This is a genomic window from Streptomyces sp. NPDC052496 (genome assembly GCF_040679095.1).
GTDB lineage: Bacteria > Actinomycetota > Actinomycetes > Streptomycetales > Streptomycetaceae > Streptomyces.
The window spans coordinates 78834-90595 of the sequence record NZ_JBFAUH010000029.1; the positions used below are offsets into that span (position 1 = coordinate 78834).

Genomic DNA, 11762 nt, shown 5'->3' on the forward strand with positions numbered 1-11762 from the left:
AACCGCAGGAGTTCCTTCATGTCCGCTCAGTCCCCGGTGACCGAGTTCACCGAACGATTCAAGCCGCATACGCTCTCGCTCTTCCGCATCGTCACCGGCCTGCTCTTCGCCTGCCATGGCGCGTCCTCGCTGTTCGGCATCCTCGGCGGCGCGATGGGCAAGGGCCTGACCGTGCCCGCGGGCAGCTGGCCCGGCTGGTACGCGGCCGTCATCCAGTTCGTCGGCGGCGTCCTGGTGATGCTGGGCCTCGGCACCCGCGTCGCGGCGCTGATCTGCTCCGGCTCCATGGCGTACGCGTACTTCTCCGCGCACGCGGGCCAGTCCCTGTGGCCGCTCCAGAACGGCGGCGAGCTCTCCGTGCTGTTCTGCTGGGCGTTCCTGCTGCTCGTCTTCACCGGCCCCGGCGTCTGGTCGCTGGACCGCCTGTTCTTCCGCTCCCGGCAGCCGGCCGAAGAGGTCACGGCGGGCGCCCGGCGCGAGCCGAGCGCGGCCTGACGGCAGACCGGCGGCCCGGGCGGCCGCCACCCGGCGATGAGCGGCGGCCCCCGGTGCGTACCGGGGGCCGCCGCTCGTCCGCGCACCGGCCGGCTGCCCGGCCGGCCGCCGTCAGAAGATCTTCGACAGGACGCCGGCGACGGCCTTCCCGGCCTCCTTCGACATGTTGAACGGCACGGAGTAGCACGCCACCACCCGGCCTGCGGTCCCCGCCACCCCGGCCCCGGTCGCGGTGCGCCGCTCGTGGATCGCCACGGACCGCGCCTCACCGGACCGGAAGCGCCACGCGTTGTGGGACACGGCGCTCCCCTCGCCCCGCCCGTCGGTCGTGAAGTCCAGCCAGACCTCGTTCTTCGGGTTGGCGTACGCCGGGTCGACGGACGGCGAGCGCGGGTCCTTGCGGTGCTGGTAGTGCGGCCCCGAGCTGTCCGGACGGGCCCCGCACACGCCGGTGTGGACATGCGCCCCGTAGGTACGGTTCGCCACCAGGCCGGAGACCCGCAGGCCGACCCTGGTCCGCTTGCCGTTGGCGCGCTCACTGACCGTGACGCGGGAGTTCACGGGCACCAGCTTGGGGTCGTACGTCACCGCCCTGCTCAGCATCGCGCCGTCCGGCCGGGTGAACTGTGCCGCGACGGTGACGGAGTACTCCTGGTCGACGCTGGTCTTCGTGACCTTGTCGCCGTCCGCCGCCACGGCCGCCGGGGCGAGCAGGAGCGCGCCCGCCGTGGCGAGGACGGCCACGGAGGCGCCTGCGGCCTTGGCTGCCGTTCGTGTCCGTGCGTGTGCCGGTGCCGGTGCAGGTGTCCGCGTCACGCCGTTTTCGGCCCGCCCCCCGTTCACGGCCCGCCCCCTACGGGCGGCCCGATCCGCCGCAGTCCCCGACGCCGTCGACCGCTCCCTCATCGTCTGCATCCCTGTCTCCATTCGTGTGCCGTTCCGCTCCGGAGCACCCTGTTTGCGCGTTTCACAAGGCACCTATATCGGCACATAACATGCCCAAAGCCGTGCTCTTTTGCGCCACGGCCGGAGCAGACGGGTGACAGCGGCCCCGAGGGCCCCTCCCCGGGGGTGTGAAGCCAACAACACCGGGCGCCCCAGGACGTCACCGCGGGCACGCCAGGCGTACGCTGTATGGCGGTACAGCCGCCCCAGCCGCCGATGCGACGTCGCGGCAGGGGTTCGGATCAGGAGTAGGGCGTTGTTGGAAAACCTGGGGTCGTTGAGCGGCACCCCTTGGGTCTACGCGATCGTCGGTCTCTCCGTACTCCTCGACGTCTTCGTGCCGATCCTGCCCAGCGGTGTCCTGGTGATCACCGCGGCCACCACGGCCGCCGGCACCCGTACCGCGGCCGGCGCGGTGGGCGTCACCTCTTCCGTACGCGGCGACGCCGACATCGCCGAGATGGTGGCCCTGGTGCTGTGCGCCGCGACCGCCTCGGTGCTCGGCGACATGGTCGCCTACCGGCTCGCCTGGCGCGGCGGCGACCGCTTCGACCGCGCCATCGCCCGCTCCCGCCGCCTGACCGCGGCGCAGGAACGACTCGGCGCGGCGCTGACGCGCGGGGGCGGCGGCATCGTCGTCCTGGCCCGCTTCGCACCGGCCGGGCGCTCGGTGGTCAGCCTGGGCGCGGGCGTCGCGCACCGTACGGTACGGGAGTTCCTGCCGTGGTCCGCGCTGGCCGGGCTGGCCTGGGCCGCGTACGGAGTGAGCCTGGGTTACGTGGGCGGCCAGTGGCTGGGCGCGTCGTGGATCAGCACCGCGATGTCGGTCTTCGCGCTGTTCGCGGCCGGGTCGGCGGCGGTCTTCCTGATGCGCAGGCCGGAGCGCCGGGATACGACGTTCCCGGCGACGGCGACGGTGGCGGGCTCGGACTGATCACCCCCACTGTCTTCGAGGCGGCGGAGAACTCCGGGGCCGGCTGATTGTCAGACCCCGGTGCGACGATGTGGGCATGAACACCTGGCAGTGCCGCCCCGAGACACCCGAGGACGTTCCGGCCGTCCGCCGGGTCGACCTGGCCGCCTTCGAGACCGCCGGCGAGGCCGACCTCGTCGACGCGCTCCGGCTCGACCCGGCGGCCTGGCTGCCGGGCCTCTCGTACGTGGCCGCGCCCGCCGCCCGGCCGGCCGGCGCCGCTCCCGTCGTCGCGCACGCACTGCTCACCCGCTGCCACATATCCGGCGAACCGGCCGTCGCGCTCGCGCCGTGCGCCGTCCTGCCCGAGCACCACGGCCAGGGCGCGGGCAGCGCCGTCATCCGGGCCCTGCTGGACGCGGCCCGGGCAGCCGGCGAGCGCACGGCCGTGGTGCTGGGCCACCCGCCGTACTACCCCAGGTTCGGCTTCGAGCCCGCCTCCCGCTTCGGCATCCTGCCGCCCCAGGAGTGGCCGGACGAGGCGTTCCTGGCCCTGCCCCTGGACGGCAGCACCCCACCGCGCGGCACGGTGCGCTATGCGGAGGCGTTCGGCGTGGGGTGAGGGGGCGGGGCCGGGGGCCCGCGCTGGTGCTGACCGGGGCTGGGGCTGGGGCCGGGGGGCCCGCGCTGGTGCTGACCGGGGCTGGGGCCGGGGTGCCCGCGCCGCTGCTGACCACGGCTGGGGCCGGGACCGGGGCCGGGGTACCCGCGCCGCTACTCTCCTTCCGCGCTCTGTCCAGATCCTTCCGCTGCCGTACTCCGGGCGGACTCCTCCGGTGCCGTACTCCGGCCGGGCTCCTCCGGTGCCGCATTCCGTCCGGATTCCTCAGCCGCCGTAGTCCGCCCGGATTCCTCCTTCGCCGTAGTCCGGCCGGGCTCCTCCAGTGCCGTACTCCGGCCGGACTCCTCCGGTACGACCGCGACCGGGCACACCGCGTGCAGCAGTACGGCGTGGGCGACCGAGCCGAGCCGGCGGCCGACCGGCAGGCGCCTGCGGTGCCGGGCGACCACGACCAGGTCGCTGGTCCTGGACGCCTCGACGAGCTGTCCGGCCGCGTCCGCGTCCCGCAGCTCGGTCGTCACCGGCACCTCGGGGTGCCGCTCACGGTGCGGCGCGAGCGCCCGCGTCACCTGCTCGGCCAGGGCGTTCTCGTACTCCTGCTGCGTGCCTTCGTAGACCGCCGTGTATTCGAACGCCGGGGGCGTCAGCATCGGCCACGCATAACCGGAGACCACCTTCAGACGCGCGCCGCGGCGGCTCGCCTCCGCGAAGGCGAAGCCGATCGCGCCCGGCTCGTCCGAGGAGGCGTCGACGCCCAGGGTGACCTGCGGCGGGTCGGCGGGGAGCCGCTCGCCGTCCGGGCCGAGTTCGGTGCCGGCCCGGTCCGGGCGCGGTACGACCACCACCGGCCCCTCGGAGTGCGCCGCGCACGCCATGCCGTTCGAGCCGAGCAGCAGGCTGGCGAAGCCGCCGCGGCCGCGCGAGCCGAGCACGAGCAGCTGCGCCTCGGCCCCGAGGGCGGGCAGCAGGGTGTCGGTGAGCCCGCTGAGGCTGCGGAATTCGATGCCCGGCAGCCCGGCCGTGTCGGCCTGCCCGTCCAGCGTCTTGCGCAGCTCGTCCAGCACGGGGTCGCCGATGCCGGATTCGGCCGCCGCGCGGCCCTCCGTGGTGACGTACGGCCAGACGTGCACGATCTGGAGCGGCGCGGAGCGCAGCCGGGCCGCCTCGATCGCCCAGCGCAGCGCCCGTTCGCTGTCGGGAGATCCGTCCACCGCGACAATGACCGGCAGGGTGTCCATGTACGCCTCCATACGACCAACAGCGTGTGCTATGCCCAACTATTTCCATCCTCCTACCCCGTGCCGTCCGGACGACAGGGGAAGAAGGTCCCTCCCCGGCACGGAGTAGAGTCGAACGTCACTTCTCAGCCCCTTACCTGGGACGCAATGAACACACTTCAGGCCCCGCAGTACGTCGCGTGGACCGAGGCCGGCGCCGCCCGCACCGCACGCTGGCGTTCCGAGAGCGGCACCCCGGCGCCCCGCCGGGTGGCCGTCGCGGACGACCGCACGAAGGCCGACGACGCCTACAAGCTCGCCTGCGAGGGCACCGCGCTGCTGTGGCGCGGCGACTTCCACAACGCCCGCCAGCTGCTGACCGCGCTGGCCCGCCGGATCGACCGCCGCCCGCGCAAGCGGCCGCCGGCCGACCCCGCCCAGGCCTTCCACCTGCACCGGGCCGCGCAGAGCCAGCGCGCCCGCATCCTGGGGATGGTGCTGGTGTCCCTGGAGCCGGGGTACGGACTCGCCCTGCGCCGCGCGCCCGACGTACGGGAGGCGTGCCTCCAGGCGTACGGCCCGGACGACGAACACACCGGACCGGCAGCAGAAGCGGTAGAGGCAGCGGAGGGGGCGGGGGCGGTGGTCCTGCCCCTGGTCGTTTCGCTGCGCGAGCTGCTCGGAGTGATCGGCGCGTACGAATGGCGCAAGAACGGCGTCGTCGTACCGGCGCTCGGCGGTGACCGCGTCCATCCGTATTACGGCGTCTTCTCGCCGGTGCGCGGCGAGTACGTCGACCTGGTGGCCCGGGCGCCGCTCCCTTCCGTCCCGGGCCCGGCGTTCGACATCGGCACCGGCACCGGTGTCCTGGCCTCGGTGCTGGCCCGCCGCGGCGTGTCCCGCGTCGTGGCCACCGACCAGGACCCGAGGGCGCTGGCCTGCGCGCGGGAGAACACCGAACGGCTGGGCGTGGCCGACCGCGTGGAGGTCGTGGCGGCCGACCTGTTCCCGGCCGGACGCGCGGCACTGATCGTCTGCAATCCGCCGTGGGTACCGGCCAAGCCCACCTCCCCCGTCGAGTACGCGGTCTACGACCCGGGCAGCCGCATGCTCCGCGGCTTCCTGAACGGCCTGGCCGCCCACCTCGAACCGGGCGGCGAAGGCTGGCTGATCCTCTCCGACCTCGCCGAACACCTCGGGCTACGCCCCCGCGCCGAACTGACCGCCGCGTTCGACGCGGCGGGCCTGACGGTCCTGGACCGCCTGGACATCCAGCCCCGCCATCCCCGCGCCCGCGACGCCGACGACCCTCTGCACGCGGCCCGCGCCGCCGAGGTGACGTCGCTGTGGCGGCTGGGGGCGGCGGACCCGAGCCGAGCCCGTACCTGAAGGAGGAGCAGGCACCCCGACCATGGAACTGCAGCAACTCGTCGCACGGGCCCGGCACCTCGCCGCCTCCGCCGCCCCGGCCCGCCGCCGGCTCCTGGGCATCGCGGGGCCGCCCGGCTCGGGCAAGTCCACCCTGGCCGCCCACCTGATCTCCGGGCTGGCCGGATCGGCGGCGCTCGTCCCCATGGACGGCTTCCACCTCGCCGAAGCGGAGCTGCGCCGGCTGGGGCGTACGGGCCGCAAGGGCGCGCCGGACACCTTCGACGCGGCCGGGTACGCGGCCCTGCTCGCCCGGCTGCGCTCCCCCGCGCCCGACACCGTCGTCTACGCCCCGGCCTTCGACCGCCGCATCGAGGAGCCGGTGGCCGGCAGCATCCCCGTAAAGCCCGACGTGCCGCTCGTCGTGACCGAGGGCAACTACCTCCTGCTCGACGACCCGTCCTGGGAGCGGGCCAGGACCTTCCTCGACGAGATCTGGTACGTCGACCTGGACGACGCGGAACGGGTACGCCGCCTGGTCGACCGGCACGAACGCTTCGGCAAACCCCGCGCGCACGCCGAGCGGTTCGTCCACACCTCGGACGAGGCCAACGCCCGCCTGGTGGCGGCCGGGCGGGAGCGTGCCGATCTGATCGTCAAGTTCGGCCCGGGGGCGGCGCCGGGGCCGTACGCGGAATAGCGGGGCCGCTTGCGGGGGGGGTGAACGGAACCCGTAGCACACTCAGCATATATACACTACATGCATACACTCGATGTATAGATCTGGTGTATACACTCTGCTGTTAGCGTGCTGCCCCCGACTTCAAGAGGCAGCAGGCTCCGTCCCTACAGCGGGATCCGTCCCTTTCGCACGAACGGAGCATCCGGCGAAGTGCTCGACCAGACCACTGACCGGGAAACCGGTCAGACCACCGGCCGCCCCCACTCCGCCGTCGAAGACCATTTACGCACCCGCCCCTGGGCCTACGCCCGCACCGCCCTCCCGCCCCTCCTCGCCGGCTGGTTCCTCACCCGGCTCTGGCTGGTGCCGGCGGCACTGAAGATCAGCCCGTTCGTGGGCGGCGGCGGGCTCGATCCGTCCGTGAGCAAGGTCTACACCGGCTGGTACGCGGTCCTGAGCAGCGGCAGCTTCCCGCTGCACGACGTGAGCTGGCAGTATCCGCCCGGCGCGGCCCTGCCGATCCTGGCCCCCGGGCTCGTCCCCGGCCTCGATTTCGGGCACGCGTTCATCGTGCTGGCCGCCGCATGTGATGCCGCGATCTTCGCACTGCTGGTGCGGACGGCCCGGCGGCGCGGCCGCTCCCTCGCCGCGCCCTGGCTGTGGACCGTGGGCCTGGCCGTCCTCAGCACCATGCCGTGGAACCGCTTCGACCTGCACGTGACCGCCCTGGCGATGCTCGCCCTGACGGCCGCGTCCGCGCGGCGCGCCTGGGCCGACCGGGCCTTCGGCGCCGTGACGGCGATCGCCGCCGCCATCAAGATATGGCCCGCACTGCTGCTCGCCGGTACGTCGCGGGGCCGGCGCACCCGTACGGCCTGGACGGCCGCCGCCGTCACCGGCACCGCCGTGACCGCCGGGCTGTCCCTCGCCATGCCGAACGCGTTCTCCTTCCTCTCCGCGCAGGGCTCGCGCGGCATCCAGATCGAGTCGGTCGGCTCCCTGCCGTTCCACCTGGCCCGGCACCTCGGCTGGAGCGGCACGTGGGCGGCGAAGGACGGGTCGCACGAGTTCGTCGGGCCGTGGGTGAACGGGGTCAGCCTCGCCATGCAGGTGTCGACCGTGCTGGCGCTCGGATGGCTGCTGTGGTGGCGGCGCCGTTCGGACCGCACCACCGCCCGGGTCCTGCCGGACGCCGCACTGGCCGCCACGCTGCTGTTCGTGGTCACCAGCCGGGTGATCAGCCCGCAGTACATGGTGTGGCTGCTCGGCCTGGCCGCCGTCTGCCTGCTGCGCGGCGACACCACCCAGCGCCCGGTCGCCCTGCTGATCCTGGCCGCCTGCGTCTTCACCACCCTGGACTTCCCGCTCCTCTACCGCGGGCTGCGGGACGACGCGTCCTGGCTGTCCATCACCAACCTGTACGCCCGCAACCTGCTGCTGCTCGCGGCGGCCTGGCTGTCCGCCCGCCGCCTGTGGCGCGGGACCGTACCCGTACGCCACCCCCTCCGAGGGCGCGGGAAGAACCGGACGGCACGGCCCGGGAACTCGGAAGCGCCCTCATCCGTACATACAGCGGAATCACCGTCAACGCCGTAATCCGCCGATTCCCGTCTTTCCGGATTGGGCGGGCTCGGTGGGCTCGCGGGCTCGGTGGGCTCGTTGGCCCGGCGGGTTCGTTGGCCCGGCGGGTTCGTTGGCCCGGCGGGTTCGTTGGGCTCGGCGAGTTCGATGGGTTCGGCGATTCCCGCGGATGCGGCGATGACGGGCGCGGCGGCGACTGACGCGGCGGCCTGTAACTACCGGCCCGGCACGGCGACTTCCGTAATGACACTGCCAATGTCATCATGACACCATGAGTGTCATCGAGGGCGGCGCGGACCCCGCCGAGCACCTCGCGTACGAGGTGATCCGCCGTCTGTGGCCGCTGCACCGCACGGTCGTACGCGCCACGGAGCGCGAACTGGCGGGTACGGGCCTGACGGCCGGTCAGCACGCGCTGCTGGACGCCCTGCGGACCCAGGGCCCGCGCACCGTGCCGGAGCTGGCCCGCGCCCTCGAACTGGACCGGCAGCCGGTGCAGCGCTGGGTGAACCACGCGACGGAACTGGGCCTGGTGGAGGCCGCCCCCAACCCCGCGCACCGACGCTCACCCCTGATCCAGCTCACGCCGCACGGCTCCGAGGTCATGAGCGCGCTCCAGCGGTCCGAGGCGGCCGGGCTGCGCCGCGTGCTGGCCGGGGTGCCGGCCGCCGACGTGGCCACCGCGCTACGGGTGCTGGACCACCTGGGCACGGAGTTCCGCGCACTGGCCCGGAACGGCCCGCCCGCCGAACCCGAACCCGAACTCGAACCAGCACCCGATCCCGTACCCGAATCCGCACCCGCACCCGCACCCGAATCCGGCCCCGGCCCCGGGCTCGGCCCCACCCCCGACCCCTCACCCGCACCCCACACAGGACGGCACGGAGCATGACCACCGAAGACATCCAGCAAGCCGGCGCCTGGCCAGGGGCGGAGGTCGAGAACGGCACGGTCCCGGTCGAGAACGGTGAACTGTTCTACGAGGCGGCCGGCACCGGTACGGAGGGCGACCCCTCGGTGGTACTGCTGCACGGCGGGATGCTCGACCAGCGCATGTGGGACGAGCAGTTCGCCTGGCTCATCCGGTCCGGCCTGCACACCGTCCGCTACGACGCGCGCGGCCACGGCCTGTCCTCCACCATCGACGGTGACTACGCCAACCACGAGGACCTGCGGACGCTCCTCGACCACCTCGGCATAGCGCGCGCCATCCTCGTCGGCCTCTCGCACGGTGCCCGAATCGCCCTGGACATGGCCCTCACCCACCCCGGCCGCGTCTTCGCGCTGGCCCTGGCCTCGCCCGGGGTGAGCGGCCGGGCCTTCACCGACCCGTTCATCCTGGCGCACATCAAGGAGCAGGTGGCCGCCCTCACCGACGAGGAGGAGGACGGCACGGAACGCTACATCGAGCACTTCCTGCGCATGTGGGTGGACGGTCCGCACCGCAGCCCCGACGCCGTGGACCCCGGCCTGCGCGAGCGGATGCGGGCATCGGCGGACGCCAACGTGGTGGTGCACGCGGGCGGCATGGGCGCCGGTGTGCCGATCGAGGCAGGCGCGTACGAGCGGCTGGCGGAGATCCGCGTACCGACCCTGGTGCTGGACGGCGACCTGGACAGTTCCGACATCTCCGCCAACGCGCACGCCATCACCCTCGCCGTGCCGGGTGCCCAGCGGGTACGGATACCGGGTGCGGGCCACATGGTGAACCTGGAGAACACCGGCCACTTCGACCACGCCCTGCACACGTTCCTCTCCAACCTCCCGTACTAGCACCTGCCCCGCCACCCATGGCGAGCCCTGCCCGTACGGCGGCCGGAGCGGGGTGCAACGATGAGCGGGTCATGATTGCTGGGCGTGTTCTCAGGGGCTTGCGGGCCGGGGTGTTCGCGGCGGTGTGTGTGCTGCTCGCCGCCCTCGGCCACGCCCTCATGTCCGGCGCGCCCGTGCCCTGGTGGGTACTGCTCGGCGCGGTGACGATGACGGCCTGCGGGGCGTGGTGCCTCGCCGGACGCGAGCGCGGGCCCCTGTTCGTGACCTCGCTGACGCTGGCGGCCCAGGCCGCCCTGCACTCCGCCTTCTCCTTCGGCCAGTCGGTCGCGGCCGGCCTGTCCGCCGCCGGGGCCGGGGGCGGGGGCGGGGACGGGCAGATGTCCCTGGCCCAGCGATGGGCCGCCTCGCTGGTGTGCGGCACGGCCGGCCCGATCCCGCAGCGCGAGGCCGAACAGATGCTGCACGACGCGGGCATCGGACGCCAGTACGGCGAGGCCGTGGCCGGAACGTACGGGGCACACGGAGCGCACGGGGCGCACGGGGCGCACGACATGGCCGCATCGCACCACCTGCACGACATGGCGGGCATGAGCGGCCACATGGGCGACCATATGGGCGGCAGCATGACCGGCATGGTCGCGGCGCACGTCCTGGTCGCGCTGCTGAGCGCCTGGTGGCTGTGCGGCGGCGAACGGGCGGCGTTCCGCGTCGTACGGACCGTCTCCGTACGGCTCTTCGTCCCGCTCGTCCTCGTCCTGCGCGCGGCCCTCCCCGAGCCGCCCCGGCCGGCCCGTCCCGTACGCCGCGAACCCCGGCAGCCACTACGGCAGCTGGTCCTCGTCCACGTCATCTGGCTCCGCGGCCCGCCCCGGGAGACCGCTGTCCGCTGACAGCACGGTCACAACCAGGACTCGGCACCCGGCCGCCACGCCTCTACGTGGTCATGCCGCTGTACCGCTGTGCCGGCATGTCGCTGTGCCGGCATGTCGCTGTGCCGCCATGCCCTTGCCATCGGTCCCGGTGGCTCCGCCGGCCCTGGTCCTCGTAATCGTCACCGGTCCCGAACGCCGTCATCCGCCCTGAGCGGCGAGGCGGCACGGGACCGGCTCTCCCGAAGGACTACTGATGATGATCCCTGTCCTGCGCGGCCGACCGCCGCAGCCGGTCGAGCAGCCCGTCCAGAGCAGCCGACCCGCCACCGCTGTGTGCACTCCGCGCTTCCGAGGTGAGGTGCTGCAACCGGGCAGCCCGCTCCGACCAGAGCCGGCAGTCCGAGCACCCCGCCAGGTGGGCGTCGAGCAGCCCGCCCGTGACCCCCGGCGGCAGCTGTTCGCCGTCCAGACGGGCGGAAACGGCGGTTCGTACGCGCGAGCAGTGCATGGCCCCATCCTCTCCGACGCGTACGGCCACGCGTCCGCGGCCGGCGGCGAGGAGGTGCGGCGTGCGCGATGACAGCACGGTGACGGCCTGGGCCCTGGCGGCCCGTACCGGCGACGAGACAGCCGTGGAACGTTTTGTCCGCGCCACACAGCTGGACGTACGCCGCTACGTCACGCACCTCAGCGGCGACGCGCAGGCCGCCGACGACCTGGTGCAGGACACCTACCTACGGGCACTGCGCAGCCTGCCCCGGTTCGAAGGCCGGTCGTCGGCCCGCACCTGGCTGCTGACCATCGCACGCCGAACGGTCGCCGACCGGCTGCGGTCACTGGCCAGCAGACCCCGGCTCGCCGGAACCGACGACTGGCAGACCGCGGTCGAAATGGCACAGCCCCGAGGCGTACCCGGCTTCGACGAAGGCATCGCCCTCACCGAACTCCTGTCAGCACTGCCCGCCCCCCGCCGCGAAGCATTCGTCCTGACCCAGCTGCTGGGCCTGCCGTACGCGGAAACAGCAGCGATCGCCGACTGCCCGGTGGGCACCGTACGCTCCCGCGTCGCACGCGCCCGCGAAACACTGGTGTCACTCCTGGCGGAGCAGGAGGAGCGCGGGGAGCAGGCGGAGCGCGGGGAGCGCTTCGGAAGGGCGCGCGAGCGCGTACCGGCGGGCTCTGCCGCGTGAGGAAGGTGTTCGTAACAGGTACGTACCTGAACACGCCACTGAATAGATCTCTGAACAGATCTCTGAACAGATCTCTGAACAGGTGACTGAACAGACCGGTGCCC

The 11762-nt window shown here is 73.2% G+C and carries 13 protein-coding genes; 10 read left to right on the plus strand and 3 right to left on the minus strand.

Translation table 11 applies throughout. The features are described from left to right. The first annotated feature begins 18 nt into the window (after positions 1 to 18). Entirely contained in the window at positions 19 to 495 is a 477-nt protein-coding gene (locus AB0L45_RS32030; protein ID WP_365846199.1) for a DoxX family protein, read from the plus strand. Positions 496 to 606: 111 nt separating this feature from the next. Here the strand turns inward: AB0L45_RS32030 and AB0L45_RS32035 are convergent, their stop codons facing one another. Beyond that, a complete protein-coding gene (locus AB0L45_RS32035) occupies positions 607 to 1239 on the minus strand; it encodes a superoxide dismutase family protein (protein WP_365846201.1) in 633 nt (210 codons plus the stop codon). A 457-nt stretch (positions 1240 to 1696) separates the two neighbouring features. Between AB0L45_RS32035 and AB0L45_RS32040 the strand changes: the two genes are divergently transcribed. Together AB0L45_RS32040 and AB0L45_RS32045 are read left to right on the plus strand one after the other, a co-directional pair. Next, complete coding sequence (locus AB0L45_RS32040; protein ID WP_365846203.1) at positions 1697 to 2374, plus strand: VTT domain-containing protein; 678 nt, start codon at positions 1697 to 1699, stop codon at positions 2372 to 2374. Positions 2375 to 2450: 76 nt separating this feature from the next. Beyond that, a complete protein-coding gene (locus AB0L45_RS32045) occupies positions 2451 to 2975 on the plus strand; it encodes an N-acetyltransferase (RefSeq protein ID WP_365846205.1) in 525 nt (174 codons plus the stop codon). Between the two features lie 152 nt (positions 2976 to 3127). Here AB0L45_RS32045 and AB0L45_RS32050 read toward each other — a convergent pair whose 3' ends face one another. Beyond that, positions 3128 to 4213: a universal stress protein gene (locus AB0L45_RS32050; RefSeq protein ID WP_365846207.1), complete on the minus strand. Its 1086-nt coding sequence runs from the start codon at positions 4211 to 4213 to the stop codon at positions 3128 to 3130. Positions 4214 to 4360: 147 nt separating this feature from the next. On the opposite strand from AB0L45_RS32050, the gene AB0L45_RS32055 reads away from it, so the two are divergent. The 6 genes from AB0L45_RS32055 to AB0L45_RS32080 all read left to right on the plus strand — a co-directional run bounded on the left by AB0L45_RS32055 (position 4361) and on the right by AB0L45_RS32080 (position 10486). Continuing rightward, positions 4361 to 5581 carry a class I SAM-dependent methyltransferase gene (locus tag AB0L45_RS32055; RefSeq protein WP_365846209.1) on the plus strand — a complete coding sequence of 407 codons (1221 nt, stop codon included), beginning with the start codon at positions 4361 to 4363 and terminating at the stop codon, positions 5579 to 5581. A gap of 22 nt (positions 5582 to 5603) precedes the next feature. Next, positions 5604 to 6260, plus strand: a complete 657-nt coding sequence (locus tag AB0L45_RS32060) for a nucleoside/nucleotide kinase family protein (protein WP_365846211.1) — start codon at positions 5604 to 5606, stop codon at positions 6258 to 6260. A 192-nt stretch (positions 6261 to 6452) separates the two neighbouring features. Beyond that, positions 6453 to 7838: a glycosyltransferase family 87 protein gene (locus AB0L45_RS32065; protein ID WP_365846213.1), complete on the plus strand. Its 1386-nt coding sequence runs from the start codon at positions 6453 to 6455 to the stop codon at positions 7836 to 7838. A gap of 256 nt (positions 7839 to 8094) precedes the next feature. Then, positions 8095 to 8715 carry a MarR family winged helix-turn-helix transcriptional regulator gene (locus tag AB0L45_RS32070; RefSeq protein WP_365846215.1) on the plus strand — a complete coding sequence of 207 codons (621 nt, stop codon included), beginning with the start codon at positions 8095 to 8097 and terminating at the stop codon, positions 8713 to 8715. Beyond that, positions 8712 to 9596 carry an alpha/beta fold hydrolase gene (locus AB0L45_RS32075; RefSeq protein WP_365846217.1) on the plus strand — a complete coding sequence of 295 codons (885 nt, stop codon included), beginning with the start codon at positions 8712 to 8714 and terminating at the stop codon, positions 9594 to 9596. Before AB0L45_RS32070 ends, AB0L45_RS32075 begins: the two co-directional genes overlap by 4 nt. A gap of 71 nt (positions 9597 to 9667) precedes the next feature. Then, positions 9668 to 10486: a PE-PGRS family protein gene (locus tag AB0L45_RS32080; RefSeq protein WP_365846219.1), complete on the plus strand. Its 819-nt coding sequence runs from the start codon at positions 9668 to 9670 to the stop codon at positions 10484 to 10486. A 229-nt stretch (positions 10487 to 10715) separates the two neighbouring features. Here AB0L45_RS32080 and AB0L45_RS32085 read toward each other — a convergent pair whose 3' ends face one another. Next, complete coding sequence (locus AB0L45_RS32085; RefSeq protein ID WP_365846221.1) at positions 10716 to 10976, minus strand: zf-HC2 domain-containing protein; 261 nt, start codon at positions 10974 to 10976, stop codon at positions 10716 to 10718. Positions 10977 to 11037: 61 nt separating this feature from the next. Between AB0L45_RS32085 and AB0L45_RS32090 the strand changes: the two genes are divergently transcribed. Continuing rightward, a complete protein-coding gene (locus tag AB0L45_RS32090) occupies positions 11038 to 11658 on the plus strand; it encodes a sigma-70 family RNA polymerase sigma factor (protein ID WP_365846223.1) in 621 nt (206 codons plus the stop codon). Positions 11659 to 11762: the final 104 nt, after the last annotated feature.